13 protein-coding genes are annotated in these 16,946 nt (G+C 73.7%); 4 read left to right on the top strand and 9 right to left on the bottom strand.

What is annotated here, in order from left to right; genetic code table 11:
* Positions 1–17: 17 nt before the first annotated feature.
* The 5 genes from ACZ4Z5_RS10050 to ACZ4Z5_RS10030 form a co-directional block, all read right to left on the bottom strand.
* Complete coding sequence (locus ACZ4Z5_RS10050; protein WP_468259324.1) at positions 18–929, bottom strand: dihydrodipicolinate synthase family protein; 912 nt, start codon at positions 927–929, stop codon at positions 18–20.
* Between the two features lie 683 nt (positions 930–1,612).
* Positions 1,613–3,022, bottom strand: a complete 1,410-nt coding sequence (locus tag ACZ4Z5_RS10045; protein WP_468259321.1) for an FAD-dependent oxidoreductase — start codon at positions 3,020–3,022, stop codon at positions 1,613–1,615.
* Positions 3,003–3,332 carry a (2Fe-2S)-binding protein gene (locus tag ACZ4Z5_RS10040; RefSeq protein WP_468259318.1) on the bottom strand — a complete coding sequence of 110 codons (330 nt, stop codon included), beginning with the start codon at positions 3,330–3,332 and terminating at the stop codon, positions 3,003–3,005. Before ACZ4Z5_RS10040 ends, ACZ4Z5_RS10045 begins: the two co-directional genes overlap by 20 nt.
* Positions 3,329–4,498, bottom strand: coding sequence for an NAD(P)/FAD-dependent oxidoreductase (locus tag ACZ4Z5_RS10035; RefSeq protein ID WP_468259315.1), 1,170 nt, complete (start codon positions 4,496–4,498; stop codon positions 3,329–3,331). The genes ACZ4Z5_RS10040 and ACZ4Z5_RS10035 overlap by 4 nt, the downstream gene beginning before the upstream one ends.
* 59 nt (positions 4,499–4,557) lie before the next feature.
* Positions 4,558–6,933, bottom strand: a complete 2,376-nt coding sequence (locus ACZ4Z5_RS10030) for a collagenase (protein ID WP_468259312.1) — start codon at positions 6,931–6,933, stop codon at positions 4,558–4,560.
* A gap of 205 nt (positions 6,934–7,138) precedes the next feature.
* Here ACZ4Z5_RS10030 and ACZ4Z5_RS10025 point away from each other — a divergent pair, with 205 nt between their 5' ends.
* A complete protein-coding gene (locus tag ACZ4Z5_RS10025; protein ID WP_468259309.1) occupies positions 7,139–8,506 on the top strand; it encodes an aminopeptidase P family protein in 1,368 nt (455 codons plus the stop codon).
* 310 nt (positions 8,507–8,816) lie between these two features.
* Here ACZ4Z5_RS10025 and ACZ4Z5_RS10020 read toward each other — a convergent pair whose 3' ends face one another.
* Positions 8,817–9,215, bottom strand: a complete 399-nt coding sequence (locus ACZ4Z5_RS10020; protein ID WP_468259306.1) for a RidA family protein — start codon at positions 9,213–9,215, stop codon at positions 8,817–8,819.
* Positions 9,212–10,324 (bottom strand): acyl-CoA dehydrogenase family protein, encoded by a 1,113-nt coding sequence (locus tag ACZ4Z5_RS10015; protein WP_468259303.1) that lies wholly within the window; start codon positions 10,322–10,324, stop codon positions 9,212–9,214. The genes ACZ4Z5_RS10020 and ACZ4Z5_RS10015 overlap by 4 nt, the downstream gene beginning before the upstream one ends.
* A 153-nt stretch (positions 10,325–10,477) precedes the next feature.
* Between ACZ4Z5_RS10015 and ACZ4Z5_RS10010 the strand changes: the two genes are divergently transcribed.
* Positions 10,478–12,091 (top strand): AMP-binding protein, encoded by a 1,614-nt coding sequence (locus tag ACZ4Z5_RS10010; protein ID WP_468259301.1) that lies wholly within the window; start codon positions 10,478–10,480, stop codon positions 12,089–12,091.
* 4 nt (positions 12,092–12,095) lie between these two features.
* A complete protein-coding gene (locus tag ACZ4Z5_RS10005) occupies positions 12,096–12,911 on the top strand; it encodes a PaaX family transcriptional regulator (RefSeq protein ID WP_468259298.1) in 816 nt (271 codons plus the stop codon).
* A gap of 70 nt (positions 12,912–12,981) precedes the next feature.
* Here ACZ4Z5_RS10005 and ACZ4Z5_RS10000 read toward each other — a convergent pair whose 3' ends face one another.
* Positions 12,982–15,417, bottom strand: a complete 2,436-nt coding sequence (locus ACZ4Z5_RS10000; RefSeq protein WP_468259294.1) for a bifunctional salicylyl-CoA 5-hydroxylase/oxidoreductase — start codon at positions 15,415–15,417, stop codon at positions 12,982–12,984.
* Positions 15,418–15,419: 2 nt separating this feature from the next.
* Positions 15,420–16,247, bottom strand: a complete 828-nt coding sequence (locus ACZ4Z5_RS09995) for an enoyl-CoA hydratase family protein (protein ID WP_468259292.1) — start codon at positions 16,245–16,247, stop codon at positions 15,420–15,422.
* Between the two features lie 232 nt (positions 16,248–16,479).
* Between ACZ4Z5_RS09995 and ACZ4Z5_RS09990 the strand changes: the two genes are divergently transcribed.
* Positions 16,480–16,914, top strand: a complete 435-nt coding sequence (locus ACZ4Z5_RS09990) for an ATP-binding protein (RefSeq protein ID WP_468259288.1) — start codon at positions 16,480–16,482, stop codon at positions 16,912–16,914.
* The last annotated feature ends 32 nt before the right edge of the window (positions 16,915–16,946 follow it).

Genomic DNA, 16,946 nt, shown 5'->3' with positions numbered 1-16,946 from the left:
GGCTTCCCTGCGGCGGCCTACTTGTGGCCGTCGGCGAGGACCTTCTCGGTGGCGGCGCGCACGGCGGCCTCCTGTTCCCCGGTGAGCGCGAAGCGCGGCGGCCGGGTGGGGCCGCCGGGTCGGCCCGCGATGTCCATCGACAGTTTGATGGCCTGCACGAACTCGGTCTTGGAGTCCCAGCGGAGCAGCGGGTGCAGCGACTTGTAGAGCGGCAGCGCCGTGCCGAGGTCGCCGGCGACGGCGGCGCGGTAGAGGGTGGCGCAGGACTCGGGCAGCGCGTTCGGGTAGCCGGCGATCCAGCCGACGGCACCGGCCAGAGCGAGTTCCAGCAGGACGTCGTCGGCGCCGATCAGCAGATCGAGCTCGGGGGCGAGTTCGGCGATCTCGTAGGCGCGGCGGACGTCGCCGCTGAACTCCTTGACGGCGACGATGCTGCCGTCGCGGTGGAGCTGCGCGAGGAGGGCGGGGGTGAGGTCGACCTTGGTGTCGTACGGGTTGTTGTACGCGACGACCGGCAGCCCGGCGCGGGCGACCTCGGCGTAGTGGGCGCGGACGGCGGCCTCGTCCGCGCGGAAGGCGTTGGGCGGCAGCAGGAGGACGGAACCGGCGCCCGCCTCCGCGGCCTGGTCGGCCCAGCGCCGGGCCTCGGCGCTGCCGTACGCGGCGACCCCGGGCATCACCCGGTCGCCGTCACCGGCGGCCTCGACGGCGGTGCGCACGACCTGGGCGCGCTCCTCGTCGGTGAGCGTCTGGTACTCGCCGAGCGAGCCGTTCGGGACGACGCCGTCGCAGCCGTTCGCGATGAGCCAGGCGACGTGCTCGGCATAGGCGTCGAGGTCCACGGACAGATCGTCGCGCAGGGGGAGGGCGGTGGCGACCATGATGCCGTGCCAGGGGCGGGTGCGGACCGCGGAGGGGGCTGAAGTCATGACGGAACTCCCTATGTGAGGTGTGACATTTTACAGATGCCCGTGGATGCCACAAGAAGGCGACGGGACGGAGGACGGGCGGCGGGATCGGGGCAAGGGGCGGAAGCGGATCGGCGGGTGAGGCCGGTCCGGCGAGCGGGACCGGACCGGCGGGCGGTGGATCGGACCGGCGGGCGGGACTGGACCGGCGGGCGGTGGATCGGACGGACGGGCGGTGGACCGGACCGGCAGGCGGGACCGGACGGGCAAGCGGTGGACCGGACGGGCGGGCGGTGGACTGGACGGGCGGGCGGGCGGGCGGCGGCGGACCGGACCGGCGAGCGGTGGACTGGACGGGCGGGCGGTGGACTGGACGGGCGGGCGGGCGGCGGCGGACCGGACCGGCGAGCGGTGGACTGGACGGGCGGGCGGGCGGTGGATCGGACCGGCGAGCGGGACCGGACCGGCAGGTGGTGGATCGGGCCGGCAGGTGGGACCGGACCGGCGGACGGTGGATCGAGCCGGCGAGCGGGACCGGACCGGCGGGCGGTGGATCGGACGGACGGGCGGCGGACCGGACCGGCAAGCGGTGGACCGCACAGAAGGCAGGAACGGAAGCCGGGAACGGAAGGCAGGAACGTCGGGGCGGCAGCGGAAGAGCGGGGGCAGGATCCGAGCGGATCGGAGCGGTGGGCGGGACCGGATCAGTCGGCCGCCCGGGGCAGATCCGCGAGGTGGCGCAGCGGAACCGGACAGGACAGCGGGCGGCGGTCCGCCGCCGGCTCCTCCCCCGCCAGGCAGGCCACCGCGGCGCCGCACATACGGCCCTGGCACCAGCCCATCCCGGCACGGGTCAGCAGCTTCACGCTCCGGGCGTCACGGGCGCCCAGTTCGTCGACCGCCTCCCGGATCCGGCCCGCCGTCACCTCCTCGCAGCGGCAGACGTCGGTCGTGTCGTCCAGCCAGTCCGTCCAGCCGGTGCCGGGCCGGTGTGCGGCGGCCATGGCGTCCGCGAAGGCGCGCAGCGCCGTCCGGCGGCGCACCAGCCGGCGGTGGCCCGGGGGTGGCAGGGCGCCACGGAGCGCCTGCGCGACCGACGCCGCGGCCAGCTCCCCCTCCGTCAGGGCGAGTTCGGCGCCGCCGACGCCCCCGGTCTCGCCCGCGGACCAGATTCCGGGCACGGAGGTGCGCCCGTCCGCGCCGGCGTCCAGCGCGAGGGTGCCGTCCGGGGTGCGGTGGACCGCGCAGCCGAGGCCGGTGGCGAGTTCCAGCTGCGGGACCAGCCCGTGACCGACGGCGAGCGCGTCGCAGGGGATGCGCCGGGAGGTGCCGGGCACCGGCCTCCAGTCGGGGCCGAGCCGGGTGACGGTGACCGCCTCGACCCGTCCGGTGCCGTGGGCGGCCGTCACGGCGTGCCGCGGGAGCAGCCGGATGCCGTGCCGCAGCAGCGCCCCGCCGTGCACGACCCCCTCGGTGAGCTTGCCCGGGTTGCGCAGCAGTGCGGGCAGGTCATGAGCGTACGAACGGTAGTGCGCGGCCTCGACGACGGCCGGTACCCGCGCCCCGGCCGCGGCGAGGGACCCGGCCACCGCGAGGAGCAGCGGCCCGCTGCCCGCCACGACGATGCGCCGGCCGGGCAGCACCAGGCCGGACTTCAGCATGGCCTGCGCCCCGCCCGCCCCGACGACCCCGGGAAGGGTCCATCCGGGGAACGGCAGTTGGCGTTCGAAGGCACCGGTCGCCAGCAGGACGGCGCGGGCCCTGACGGTGGCGGGGTGCTCCTCGGGCCCGACCACGGCGTGCAGCCGCCATGCGGCGTCGCCGTCGCGGGCCACGGTCCACACATGGTGTGCGGCCAGGTGGTCGACGCGTCCCGTCTCCTGATGGCGCCCCAGCCGTGCGTACCGTTCGGCGAACGCGCGCCATTGGTGGTGCAGCGCCTCCGGCCGCCGCGCCCCCAGTCCGGGCGCGGGATGCCGGTAGAACTGCCCGCCGGGCCGCTCACCCGCATCGACCAGGGCGACCCGTAGCCCCAGGTCCGCCGACCCGACGGCGGCGGCGAGCCCCGCGGGCCCCGCACCGACGACCGCGAGGTCATACACCGAGTTCGGCACGGCCCGTTCCCTCCTGGGTGGTGATGGTGTCGCCCGGTCGGGCGGGGACGATGCAGGCCCTTTGGTTGGCGCGGCCGTTGATCGTGGCGAGGCAGTCGTAGCACGCGCCGATGCCGCAGAAGGCGCCCCGCGGGCTGCCCGTGGTGCGGGTGGTGCGCCAGGCGAGGATGCCGGCGGACCAGAGGACCGCCGCGACGGTCTGTCCGGGGAGCGCGGTGAGGGTCCGGTCGTCGAAGGTCACGTCGAACGCGGGGCCGGGCTGCGCCTCCACGAGGTCGGCGGGTCCGGGGCGGCGCGGGGCACGGGTCATGCGTCGGCTCCTCGGTCGGCGCTGAAGCGGTCCGGGCGGAAGGGGGCTGTGTCGAGTGCCGGGGTCTCGCCCCGGAGCGCGGCGGCGACGAGGAGGCCCGTCGCCGGGGCGAGCCCGATGCCCGCCCCCTCGTGCCCGCAGGCGTGGTGCAGACCGGGGACCCTCGGGTCCGGGCCGATCGCCGGGAGGTGGTCGGGGAGATAGGGCCGGAAGCCGTGGTACGTGCGGATCGCGCGTACGTCCGCGAGGACCGGGAAGAGCGCGGTGGCCTGCACGGCGAGGCGGCGCAGCGCCTCCAGGGACAGCGTGCGGTCGAAGCCGACCCGTTCGCGGGTGGCGCCGATCAGGACCGGACCGGCGGGGGTGCCCTCCACGACGGCGGACGACTGGAGCCCCGCGGAGCCGCTGGCGACGTCCGCGATGTAGTCCGCGGCGTACACCTTGTGCCGGACCACCCTCGGCAGGGGTTCGGTGACCAGGACGAATCCCCGGCGGGGCATCACCGGCAGGGTGGTACCCGCCCGTTCGGCGATCTCCGCACCCCACGTCCCGGCGGCGTTGACCACGGCCGGGGCGAGCAGGTCCCGTCCGGGGGTCCGTACGCCGCGGATCTCGCCCCGCGGGCCGCGCAGTACGTCGGTGACCTCTTCGCCGAGGTGGAGCCGGACGCCGTGGCGGCGGGCGAGGGCCAGCAGTCCGGCGGCCGCCCGGGCGGGCTGGACCTGGGCGTCCTGCGGGTAGTGCACACCGCCGGCGAGGCCGTCGGCGAGGTGGGGTTCGAGATCGTGGAGCCGTTCGGCGGGGACGTCCCGGGCATCGACCCCGGCGCCGCGCTGCCCTTCGGCGAAGGCACGCAGTGCGGCCAGGGCGGCCTCGTCGGGTGCGACGACGAGGCCGCCTTTCGGCTCGTACTCGGTCTCCGGCGGGAGCTCCTCGGCGAGTTCGCGCCAGAGCCGGGCGGACGTCAGCGCGAGATCGAGCTCGGGGCCCGGCTCCTTGTCGGAGACGAGCAGATTGCCCTCCCCGGCACCGGTGGTGCCGCCCGCGACGGGACCGCGGTCGACGACGGCGACGGAGAGGCCGGAGCGGCCCGCGTAGTAGGCGCAGGCTGCTCCGACGACACCGGCGCCGATGACGACGACGTCATGGGACTGTCTCTTGGCCACAGCAGTAATATGTCACATGACATCGCCGCGGCCAAGGGGTCCCGCGCAAGTCACCGTCCTCAGCTGCGCAGCGGCCCCTCACAGGTGTACGGGGAGGTGCCGGCCCGGCGGTCACTCCAGATCTCGACCTCGCCGAACGAGCAGTTCATGTCCGCGAGGTTGTTGGATGCGGCGCCGGCCCGGTCGAGGAGGAAGTAGTCGACCGTCTCGGACATGTCCTTGAAGACCAGGTCGGCGTTCCCGGCGTCGGTGAGGTTCGCGGTGATCCGCCCGGTGCAGACGAACCGGCGCTTGCCCGGGTCGCCGTTCTCCTTGCAGACGGGGTCGCTGTGGGTGGCGGAGGTGAAGGAGGAGCGGACGGCTTCGAGCGAGGCGTCCCTGAGCCGTTCGTTGGGGGTGTACGTGGTGTTGGGCACGAACAGCCGGTCCACCTGCGGGATCTGCGCGTCGAGGAACGCGTCGTAGGCACGCTGGACCCCCGCGTCGCGGCCGAGCCGGGTCCGCCAGGCGTCGAAGGACGCCGGGTCGTCGGCCCGCAGGTGCCGGTACATCTCCCGCAGCACGGAGGGCCGTTCGGTCCACAGGAACTCGAAGAACGTGCCCGCGTAGCTGTAGAAGCGGAAGCCGTCGCCGTCGTAGGTGGCGTGCAGGATCTGGTCGACGGTCATCCGCGGGCGGCCGCCGGCCGTGTCGTTGATGACCGAGCGGACCAGGGACTTGCGCACGGCGATGCCGTCGGCCCGGGTCGACCCGTCGAAGAACTCCGCGGTCCCCTCGTCCATGGCGGTGGTGCGGTCACCGGAGTACCACGGCCCCTCGCCGAAGTAACCCGGCACGGCGAAGCGGCCGTTGAGGTAGTGGACGTACTCGTGGCGGAAGAGCTCCTCCAGCGTCAGCGTGGAGTCCTGCGGGACCCTGCGCTGGAAGGTGTAGAAGGTGGCGCCGCGCTCGATGTAGATGCCGCCGTTCGCGGTGTCCATGCCGGTGAGGATGGGGTGGTAGGTGTCGTAGTCGGCGCGTGAGGCGTACAGCACGATGTTCAGGGTGCTGTTGGTGTCCCCGGCCAGCGGCTCCTCGGTGCCCAGCACGCGGTGGAACTGCGCCTTGACCTGCTTGCTCGCGTAGTAGAGCTGGTCCACGGTCGCCCGGTCGAGAGCGGTGCGGACCCTGATGGCACCGTTGTCGTACGTGTACGTGTACGGGAAGATGCGCCGCTCGATGTCGCCCTTGCAGACCTGGTAGGGCTTGCACGCCTCGAAGAAGTTGAGCCAGGAGACGAGTTTGGCCCACGGCTGGCTGCCGGTGCCGAAGTTCCGTTCCGCGGGCCCGAGGAGTGCCCCGAGCTCGGGGACGATCCGGGACTTCAGGGCGTCGATCTGGCCGAACCGCCCGTACTCGCCGAGGGCGTCGCGCACGACCCATTCGTTCGGGGTGCCCTTGAGGTGCGTGTATCCGGCGAAGGCCTTGAACGCGTCGCGGTAGGACGCGTTCTGCGTGACCACGTTGTGGAACGCGGTGTCCCGGTTGCCCGGGTAGACGCCGAGGTAGTTCACCGAGAGCGCGGCGAGGGCCGCGCCGCCCCAGGAGGGGTCCTTGTAGGTGGTGGTGTGGTACCGGTCCATCGTGGCCAGCACCTTCTTGATGAGGGCGAGCTGGCTGTGCCGCAGTCCGGGGGCGCTGCCGATGTACAGGGCTTCGCGCAGGGTCTCGGCGTTGGTGCGGGTGACGTCGAAGGTGCGGGAGGCGGTGCCGAACGCGTTGATCGCGCGGCGCAGCACCTCGGTGGTCGGGACGTCGGTGATGTCGATCTCGGTGCGCGAGAAGTCGTGGTACGCGACGGCGTGCAGATAGGTGAACATCTCCAGCAGATGCGTGCCGTTCCGGCCGTCGTGGTTCCGGGCCAGGGAGGAGATGCGGCGGCCGACGGCCTGGACGTGGGCGTCGGACATGACCGGGACCAGCCGGGCGTCCCAGGTCCAGACGAGGTCGCGCAGACAGCCGTCGGCGGTGACGGCCGGATCGGCGAGGAAGTCGGCGAACTGCTCCGGGCCGAGCCCGGTGATGCCGTCGAGGGTGCACGGGACCCCGGCCGCCGTGCGTGCCGTGCCCGTCCGGACGGTCCGGGCTGCGGTGCCGGGCGCGTCCTTCTGACGGCCGGGTATCCGGCCCTCGGCCAGCCCGCCGGGGGCGGGCGCGGGCTTGGCGGCGGCCCGGGGGGCGCGGGCGAGCCGGTCCACCTCGTCGAACGGGTTCGTCCCGTGGGCGGCGCCGGGCCGGCCCGCGTCGGCGGGGCGGGGCGCCGGCTTCGCGGCGAAGGTGGCGGGGACGGCGTCCGGGGCGTCGGCCGCCCGGACGGTATGCGCGGCCGTGACGAGGAGGGTCGCGGCGAGGACGGCGGCGAGAGCGGGTGCGCGCACAGAACTGTACTGGGACACCGGGGACTCCAAAGTGGGGGTCAAAGGGGGGTGGTCGGCGGTGCTGAGCAGGAACTGCACTGCTGCGCGGGGTGGTTGGGGCGTACTGTCGGCCCCGCGATGTGACCCGTAACATAGTAATGTGAAATTTCACTGACAACCCCTGTGCGTCTCCCATTTCCCCGGGCGTCACCGAGCCCCGCCCTCCCCCAGCCGTGGAGTCCAGATGACCGAGAACACCCCGCGCCTCGCGACCGGCAGCCATGACCTGCCCGTCTCCGCCGGACTGGCCGCCTTCATGAAGGAGTCCTGGGCGCCGTCTCCGCTCCCCCACGACCGCCGGGTGCCGGCCCACGCCATGACCCCCGCCCGCCGCGCACGGCTGTCCGCACGCTTCCCCGGGGAACGGCTGATCGTCCCGGCCGGCGAGCCGAAGGTCCGCTCCAACGACTGCGACCACCGCTTCCGGCCGCACAGCGCCTACGCCTGGCTCACCGGCCTGACCGGGGAGGACCAGTTCGGCCACGTCCTGGTGCTCGAACCCGACGGACCGCACGGCCACGAGGCGGTGCTGCACGTCCGCCCCCGTTCACCGCGAACCGGCGAGGCCTTCTACCGCGACCGGCGGCACGGCGAGTTCTGGGTCGGACGGCGGCCCGAACTCGCGGAGGCCGAGCAACTCACCGGCATCCGCTGCATCGCCCTCGACGAGGACGCCCCGCTCCCGCCCGGCCGAGACGCCTCACAGGACGTCGAACTCGCCTCCGCCCTCTCGGAGTTGCGCCTGATCAAGGACGCGTGGGAGATCGGGCAGCTCCAGACCGCCGTCGACGACACCGTCGCGGGCTTCGAGGACGTCGTACGCGCCCTGCCGCGCGCCCTCGCCCACCCGCGCGGCGAGCGCACCCTCGAAGGCGTCTTCGCCATGCGGGCCCGCGAACAGGGCAACGGCACGGGCTACGAGACCATCGCCGCGTCCGGCGCGCACGCATGCGTCCTGCACTGGACCCGCAACGACGGCCGGCTCGACCCCGCGGAACTGCTGCTGTTCGACGCCGGCGTGGAGACCGACACGCTCTACACGGCCGACATCACGCGCACCGTCCCGCTGTCCGGCCGCTTCTCCCCGGTCCAGCGCGAGGTGTACGAACTGGTCCTCGCCGCCCAGGAAGCGGGCATCGCCGCCCTGCGCCCGGGGGCGAGCTTCCGCGACTTCCACCGCGCGGGCATGCGGGTGATCGCCGAGGGCCTCGCCGAGTGGGGAGTCCTGAAGAACGCCGACGGCGATCTCCACCGCCGCTACACGCTGTGCAGCAGCGGGCACATGCTCGGCCTGGACGTGCACGACTGCGCCAAGGCCCGCGCCGAGACCTATCTGGACGGCGTCCTGGAGGAGGGCCAGGTCCTCACCGTCGAACCGGGGCTCTACCTCCAGCCCGACGACGAGACGCTGCCCGCCGCCCTGCGCGGCATCGGCGTGCGCATCGAGGACGACCTCGTCATCACCGCCGACGGCGCACGCCTGATGTCGGGCGCCCTGCCGCGGACGGTGGCGGGCCTCGAGGAATGGATGGGAGCCCTGCTGCACGGCTGAGGGCCGACGGCCGCACCGTCGTCGGTCACGGCGGACCGCCTGTCCGGTTGTCCGGGCACGGGGCGGCCGCGGTCGCGGGCGCCCCGGTGTCCGCGACGGCCGGCCTCCGTGCGACGTGCGGGCAAGGGCATGTGCCGGTCGGGCAGACGGACAGGACGGTGATGGGACCTTTGGCCGGGCTCCCGTGAAGTCACGGATGCCCGACCGGTCACGCACGGCGTGGCTCCGCCCGGACAGCCGACGGATCCCGCCAAGGACAGCCGAAACACCATGGGTCAGCCCCCGAGCGTAGCCACGGCAATCATCACCGTCAGTCCAGCACCGCGAACCCGTCCAGTTCCACCATCGCCTGCTCGTCCCAGAGCCGCGTGGTGCCGATCACGGCCATGGCCGGGTAGTCGCGGCCTGCCAGCCGGTGCCAGATGCGGCCGATCTCCCGGGCGTGCTCGCGGTACGCCGCGACGTCCGTGGCGTAGACGGTGACCCGTGCGAGGTCGGCAGGAGTGCCGCCGGCCGCTGCGAGGGCGGCGAGGAGGTTGCCGAGTGCCCGCTCGAACTGCTCGGGCAGTGTGCCGCCGACGACGGTGCCCGTGGCGGCCAGCGCCGTCTGCCCGGCGAGGAACACGACGCGGCTGCCCTTGGCGACGACGGCGTGCGAGAAACCGGTGGGCGGGGACAGGTCGGGCGGGTTGACGCGCTCCGCGGTCATGCGTACAGCTCCTTCGCGATGATCGTGCGCTGGACCTCGGTGGCGCCCTCGTAGATCCGGGGCGCGCGCACCTCGCGGTAGAGGTGCTCCAGCAGGTGACCGCGCCGGAGTGCGCGGGCGCCGTGCAGCTGGACGGCCGCGTCGACGACGTACTGCGCGGTCTCGGTCGCGAACAGCTTCGCCATGGCCGCGTGCCCGGCGACACCGGCCGCTCCGGCGTCGTACGCGGAGGCGGCCGCGTAGACCAGCAGCCGGGCGGCCTCCGTACGGGTGGCCATCTCCGCCACCTGGTGGGCCACCGACTGGAGTTCGCTGAGCGGACCCCCGAAGGCGGTGCGACGGGCGGTGTGTTCGACGGTGGCGTCGAGCGCTGCCTGGGCCATGCCGACCGCGAAGGCACCGACACTGGGCCGGAAGAGGTTGAGGGTGTCCATCGCAACGCGGAAGCCGCGGCCGGGCTCGCCGAGGACGTCGTCCGCGGCGACCGGTACGGCGTCGAAACCGAGGGTGCCGATCGGGTGCGGGGACAGCATGTCGAGCCGCGAACCGGTCAGCCCCGGCCGGTCGGCGGGGACGAGGAACGCGGTGATCCCGCGGGCTCCCGCGCCCTGCTCCGTCCGGGCGAACACGGTGTACAGATCGGCGTCCGGCGCGTTCGAGATCCAGCACTTCTCGCCGGTCAGCCGCCACCCGCCGGAGCCGTCCGGATCAGCCCGGAGGGCGAGGGCGGCGGCGTCGGAGCCGGCGCCCGGCTCGCTCAGCGCGAAGGCGGCGACGGCGCGCCCCGCGACGACCTCGGGGAGCCAGTGCTCCCGCTGCTGCCGCTCACCCGCACGGGCGATCGAGTGGGCGCCGAGTCCCTGGAGGGCGAGCGCAGTCTCGGCCTCGGTGCAGGCGTACGCGAGTGATTCGCGCATCAGGCACAGGTCGAGCGCCCCTGCGGTGAACAGCCGTCCCAGCAGGCCGAGTTCCCCGAGCGCGGCAACCAGGGGGCGGTTGATGCGGCCGGGCTCGCCCTTCTCGGCAAGGGGCCGCAGCCGTTCGGCGGCCAGGGCGCGGAGTTCACCGCACCAGGCGGTCTGTTGCGGTTCGAGCGAGAATGCGGGCATGTCGACCCCTTCTCCTGTCGCACGCTTATCGCGGACAGTTGACTGTCGTCACCATCACGATACGCTCCAGGCACGACCGCACGGCACCACCGGAACACACCCCGCCGCCACCGCGGCGCGGTATCCGTACCGCCGCAAGGGGGCGAACCCGCCATGGAGCTCAAAGCCTCGGCTCACGTCGACACCTTCCCGCGCGACCATCTGCCGCCCGCCGACCAGTGGCCATGTCTCGTGCACGAGCTGCCCGAACTGCGCTACCCCGACCGGCTGAACTGCGGCGCGGAACTCCTGGACCGCACGATCGAACGCTTCGGGGCGGACCGCCCCGTGTTCCGCACCGCGAGCGGCGAGGTGTGGACGTACGGCCTGCTGAGGAGCCGGGTCGACTCGATCGCCCACGTCCTGGTGTCGAGCCTCGGCGTCGTACCCGGCAACCGGGTGCTGCTGCGCGGCCCGACCACGCCCTGGCTCGCCGCCTGCTGGCTCGCCGTGATGAAGGCGGGGGCGGTCGCGGTGACCGTCCTGGCGCAGGCGCGTCCGCGGGAGCTTGCCGTCGTGTGCGGGATGGCCAGGGTCAGCCACGCGCTGTGCGACGTCCGGTCCGTCGACGACCTGCTGAAGGCGGAGGTGCCGGGCCTGCGCATCCGTGTGTTCGGCGGCGACGGGCCCGACGACCTGCTGGAACTCGCCGCGGACGGCCCGGACCGGTTCCCGGCCGTGGAGACCTCCGCCGACGACGTCGCGCTGATCGCGTTCACCTCCGGCACCACCGGCCGGCCGAAGGGCTGTATGCACTTCCACCGCGATGTGCTGGCCGTGGCCGACACGTTCTCCCGCCACGTCCTGCGGCCGGGGCCCGACGATGTCTTCGCCGGCAGCCCGCCGCTCGGGTTCACCTTCGGACTCGGCGGGCTGCTGGTCTTCCCGATGCGGGTCGGCGCCTCGGCCCTGCTCCTCGAACAGGCCGGCCCGGGACAGCTGCTCCCCGCACTGGCCCGCCACCGGGTGTCGGTGCTGTTCACCGCCCCCACCGCCTACCGCGCGATGCTCGACGAACTCGACGGCCATGACCTCTCGGCGCTGCGCCGCTGTGTCTCCGCGGGCGAGAACCTGCCCGCCGCCACCTGGCAGGCATGGTACGAACGCACCGGACTGAAGATCATCAACGGTATCGGCGCCACCGAACTGCTGCACATCTTCATCTCCGCTGCCGACTGGGCCATCCGGCCCGGCACCACCGGGATCCCCGTCCCCGGCTGGCAGGCCCGCGTGGTGAACGCCGACGGCACACCCGTACCCGACGGCGAGCCCGGGCTGCTCGCCGTCCGCGGGCCGGTCGGCTGCCGCTACCTCGCGGACGAACGGCAGCGCGACTACGTACGGGACGGCTGGAACGTCACCGGGGACACCTACGTCCGCGAATCGGACGGCTACTTCCGCTACGTCGCCCGCGCCGACGACATGATCATCTCCGCCGGGTACAACATCGCGGGCCCCGAGGTCGAGGACGCCCTGCTGCGGCACCCCGACGTGGTCGAGACCGCGGTCGTGGGCCGTCCCGACGAAGGGCGCGGGCAGATCGCCGTCGCCTACGTGGTGATGCGCGACGGGGTGGCACGGGACCAGGCGACGACCCGGGAGCTGCGCACCTTCGTCAAGTCGGTGCTCGCGCCCTACAAGTGCCCGCGCGACGTCGTCTACCTCGACGCGCTGCCCCGGACCGCCACCGGCAAGCTCCAGCGGTTCCGGCTCAGGGGCCTAGAGTGATCACGTGGCCGAGCAGCACACCCCCCGTTCCCTGATCGTCACCCTGTACGGCGCCTACGGCCGTGGTCCCGACGACAGTCCGCTCGCCGTGGCCGAGCTGATCCGTCTGCTGGGCGCAGTCGACGTCGACGCCCCTTCGGTCCGCTCCTCGGTGTCCCGGCTGAAGCGGCGCGGTCTGCTGGTGCCCAGCCGCACTGCCGACGGGGCCGCCGGCTACAGCCTCTCCCCCGACGCCCGGCAGCTCCTGGACGACGGCGACCGACGCATCTACCAGCGCATCACCCCCCATCTGGAGGACGGCTGGGTCCTCGCCGTGTTCTCCGTCCCGGAGGCCGAGCGGCACAAGCGGCACCTGCTGCGCTCCCGGCTGGCCCGGCTGGGGTTCGGCACGGCGGCCCCCGGCGTGTGGATCGCACCCGCCCAGCTGTACGAGGAGACCCGGCACACCCTCCAGCGGCTCCAGCTCGACCCCTACGTCGACCTGTTCCGCGGCGCGCACCTCGGCTTCGCCGCGACACCCGAGGCGGTGGCCCGCTGGTGGGACCTCGCGGCGATCGCGAAGGAGCACGAGGAGTTCCTCGGCGTGCACGAGCCCGTGCTGCGCAGCTGGCAGTCGGGGCGGGCCGTCACCCCGGAGGACGCCTACCGCGACTACCTCCTGGCCCTCGACTCCTGGCGCCGCCTGCCCTACCTCGACCCCGGTCTGCCCTCGGAACTCCTGCCCGAGGGCTGGCCCGGCGGACGCGCGGCGGAGGTGTTCGGCGAGCTCCACGCACGCCTCCGGGACGCGGGCGCGGAGTTCGTACGCTCGGACATCTGAGCCCGGCCGCCGCGCGCCCGGCTGCCTCGCGGCCGACGGCGCCGCTCCCGGCCGACTGACGTGCGTACGTTCAGCCGGTGCATCCCTCCGTACCGAGCCCTGCCCCTGCCCCTGCCGACACGTCGGCACCTGTTCCGGTGCCGGCACCCGCTCCGACGCCGGTTCCGGTTCCGACCTCGGCTGCCGTCCGGCTCCGGCTGTTGGTGCTGCCGGACCGCGCGGGCTCCGGCGCCAGCGCGAGCCGTGGCTTGGGCGCGTCCGTACGCCCCGTCTGCGGGCGTCGGCTGCCCGCGCGGTAGGGGGCGGGCCAGGGGGCGCCGGGTCCCGTGTATCCCTGTTCCGCCGCGGCGTGGAGCGTCCAGTGGGGGTCGTACAGATGCGGCCGGGCCAGCGCGCACAGGTCCGCCCGGCCCGCGAGCAGCAGGGAGTTCACGTCGTCCCACGACGAGATCGCGCCGACGGCGATCACCGGCACACCGAGCTCGTTGCGGATCCGGTCGGCGTACGGCGTCTGGTACGAGCGCCCGTACTCGGGCTCCTCCTCGGGGACGACCTGGCCGGTGGAGACGTCGATGGCGTCGGCTCCGTGCGCGACGAAGGCGCGGGCGATCCCGACGGCGTCGTGCGCGGTGGTGCCGCCGTCCGCCCAGTCCGTCGCGGAGATGCGGACGGTCATCGGGCGGTCCGCCGGCCATACGGCCCGTACCGCGTCGAACACCTCGAGCGGGAAGCGCAGCCGGTTGGCGAGCGTTCCGCCGTACGCGTCGGTGCGCCGGTTGGTGAGCGGGGAGAGGAAACCGGAGAGCAGATAGCCGTGGGCGCAGTGGAGTTCGAGGAGGTCGAAGTCGCACTGCGCGGCGCGGCGCGCCGCCGCTGCGAACTGTTCGCGGATGTCGGTGAGTCCGGCGCGCTGCAGGGCGCGGGGGACCTGGTTGACGTCCGCGCGGTACGGGAGCGGGGAGGCGGCGACGAGCGGCCAGTTGCCGTCCGGCAGGGGCTGGTCGATGCCCTCCCACATGAGCCTCGTCGAGCCCTTGCGCCCGGAGTGGCCGAGCTGGACTCCGATCGCGGTGCCGGGGGCCTGCCGGTGGACGAAGTCGGTGATGCGCCGCCACGCGGCGGCCTGCCGGGGGGTGTAGAGCCCGGCGCAGCCGGGGGTGATGCGTCCTTCCGGGCTGACGCAGACCATCTCGGTCATGACGAGGCCGGCGCCGCCGAGCGCGCGGGCACCCAGGTGGACGAGGTGGAAGTCGCCGGGGACTCCGTCGACGGCCGAGTACATGTCCATGGGCGAGACGACCACACGGTTGCGCAGGGTCAGCCCGCGCAGCCGGAACGGGGTGAACATGGGGGGCGTGCCGGGCGGGCAGCCGTGGGCCCGCTCGACGGCTTCGGTGAAGACGGGGTCGCGCAGCCGCAGGTTGTCGTGGGTGACCCGGCGGCTGCGGGTGAGGAGGTTGAAGGCGAACTGCCGGGGCGGCTGGTCGAGGTAGCGGGCGAGGTCCTCGAACCAGCGGAGGCTGGCGGCCGCGGCGCGCTGGGTGGACTCGACGACGGGCCGGCGCTCCGCCTCGTACGCGGCGAGGGCTTCGGGCAGGGCGGGCTGTTCCTCCAGGCAGGCGGCGAGGGCGAGGGCGTCCTCGACGGCGAGCTTGGTCCCGGAGCCGATCGAGAAGTGGGCGGTGTGGGCGGCGTCGCCGAGGAGCACGGTGTTGCCGTGGCTCCACTTCTCGTTGACGACCGTGCGGAAGGCGGTCCACGCGGAGTTGTTGGAGCGCAGTGGACGGTTGCCGAGCGCGTCGGCGAAGATCTTGGCGCAACGGTCCACGGAGGCCTGTTCGTCGAGGTCCGGGAAGCCGGCGGCCCGCCAGACCTCCTCGCGCATCTCGACGATGACCGTCGACTCCCGGGGCGCGTACGGGTAGCCGTGCAGCTGCATCACACCGTGCTCGGTCTCGGCGACCTCGAAGCGGAAGGCGTCGAAGGCGAAGTCGGCGGCGAGCCAGATGTAGCGGCAGCGGTGGGTGGTGATGCGGGGGCGGAAGACGTCGGCGTGCGCCTCGCGGGTGAGGCTGTGCACTCCGTCGGCGGCGATGACCAGGTCGTGTTCCGCGGCGAGTGCGGCGGCCGGTGGTGCGTCCGTGCCGAAGCAGAGGACGACGCCGAGGCTGCGGCAGCGCCGCTGGAGGATGTCCAGCAGCCGTCGGCGCCCCAGCGCGGCGAAGCCGTGGCCTCCGGAGGTGAGGGTGCGGCCGCGGTGGACGACGTCGATGTCGTCCCAGCGGACGAAGTCCTCCTGGAGCGCCCGGTACACCGCGGGGTCGGCGTGCTCGATGCCGCCGAGCGTCTCGTCGGAGAGGACGACGCCGAAGCCGAAGGTGTCGTCGGGGGCGTTCCGTTCCCAGACGGTGATCTCGCGTTCGGGGCGGAGCCGTTTGAGGAGCGCCGCGGCGTAGAGCCCGCCGGGGCCGCCGCCGACGACCGCGATCCGTGCCGCGGTGGCCACGGCTAGCGCCCCTGCCACTTGGGGGGACGCTTCTCGGTGAAGGCGGCGTGGAACTCCGCGTAGTCGTCGCCGTTCATGAGCAGCGCCTGGGTCGCGGCGTCCAGTTCGACGGCGGCGGCGAGCGGCATGTCGAGTTCGGCGGTGAGCAGCGCCTTGGTCTGCGCATGGGCGAGCGCGGGGCCTTCGGCGAGGCGGCGGGCGAGTTCCGCGGCCCGTGCCCCGACCCGGCCGTCCTCGGTGAGTTCGCTGATCAGCCCGATGCGCTCGGCCTCGGCGGCGCGCACGGGCTCACCGAGCATGAGGAGGCGGGTGGCGTGGCCGAGCCCCACGACGCGGGGCAGCAGGTAGGCGGCCCCCATGTCGCCGCCGGAGAGGCCGACCCTGGTGAAGAGGAACGCGAAGCGGGCCGTGGGGTCGGCGACCCGGAAGTCGGCGGCGAGAGCGAGTACGGCGCCCGCACCGGCGGCCACTCCGTGGACGGCGGCGATCACCGGGAAGGGGCATTCGCGGATCGCCCGGACGACCTGGCCGGTCATCCGGTTGAAGTCGAGGAGCTGGGCGGTGTCCATGGCGAGGGTGGCGCCGATGATCTCGTCGACATCGCCTCCCGAGCAGAACCCGCGGCCCTCTCCGCCGAGGACGAGGGCGCGCACGGAGCGTTCCCTCGAGAGTTCCGCGAGCAGATCGCGGAGATCCGCGTAGGCGCCGAAGGTGAGTGCGTTCAGCTTCTCGGGGCGGGCGAGGGTGATGGTCGCGACACCGTCGGCCGCGGTCAGGCGCAGATGGCGCCATTCCTCGGTGCGGGGTGCGGAGCTGAGAAAGGGGCTCATGGCGGGGCCTCCATCGGCCGGCTGCTGCCTGCCTCATGAAGCTATCACCTCTTCGTGACTCTCGTCACGAGAACGCGATACGACGTCGGCGGGACCCCCGCGGAGGCCCGTGGCGGCGTTTCGTATCGTTGGTCGCCACGACGGGACCGGACCGGACCACCGGACCGGACCACCGGACCGGACCCGCCGCCATCAGCCGCCCCTCGCCGCCCCTCGCCGAACGGACCCTGCCGTGCCCGCTCCGCCACCCGACGGCCTCGCCGCCACCTGGCGCGCCGCGCTGCCGCACACCACTGCCGCCGTGCCCATGGCCCGCGCCCTGGTGCGCTCGGCACTGACGGACAGCGCGATCCCGGCGGACAGCGAGACGGCGGAGCTGCTGACGGCGGAACTCGTGGCGAACGCGGTGGAGCACACCCCGGGGAACGGACCGATCGAGCTGGTGGTGGAGCTGCGGCCGACGGGCTGCCAGGTCGAGGTCCACGACGAGGACCCGTACCCGCCCGCGGCGCTGAGCCCGTCGGCACGGCTGCCGGAACCCGACCCCTGGGACGAGGGCGGCCGGGGGCTGCTGCTGCTCCTGGCCATGAGCAAGGCATGCGGCCACCGGCGCACGCCTCAGGGCAAGGCGATCTGGTTCACCCTGCCGACGCCCGGCCTCGCCTGAGCGGGCGGTCCGCGCGCCTCAGCAGGCGGTCC

The organism is Streptomyces sp. NPDC030222 (assembly GCF_055573115.1).
Note: the sequence above shows the minus strand (reverse complement) of the source record. Positions and strands in the feature narration are given on the sequence as shown.

What these genes read in the sequence shown, in the direction of transcription:
- ACZ4Z5_RS09995 (WP_468259292.1), bottom strand. Translation starts at nt 16,247, where the DNA reads ATGAGCCCCTTTCTCAGCTCCGCACCCCGCACCGAGGAATGGCGCCAT.
- ACZ4Z5_RS10010 (WP_468259301.1), top strand. Translation starts at nt 10,478, where the DNA reads ATGGAGCTCAAAGCCTCGGCTCACGTCGACACCTTCCCGCGCGACCAT.
- ACZ4Z5_RS10050 (WP_468259324.1), bottom strand. Translation starts at nt 929, where the DNA reads ATGACTTCAGCCCCCTCCGCGGTCCGCACCCGCCCCTGGCACGGCATC.
- ACZ4Z5_RS10020 (WP_468259306.1), bottom strand. Translation starts at nt 9,215, where the DNA reads ATGACCGCGGAGCGCGTCAACCCGCCCGACCTGTCCCCGCCCACCGGT.
- ACZ4Z5_RS10015 (WP_468259303.1), bottom strand. Translation starts at nt 10,324, where the DNA reads ATGCCCGCATTCTCGCTCGAACCGCAACAGACCGCCTGGTGCGGTGAA.
- ACZ4Z5_RS10025 (WP_468259309.1), top strand. Translation starts at nt 7,139, where the DNA reads ATGACCGAGAACACCCCGCGCCTCGCGACCGGCAGCCATGACCTGCCC.
- ACZ4Z5_RS10040 (WP_468259318.1), bottom strand. Translation starts at nt 3,332, where the DNA reads ATGACCCGTGCCCCGCGCCGCCCCGGACCCGCCGACCTCGTGGAGGCG.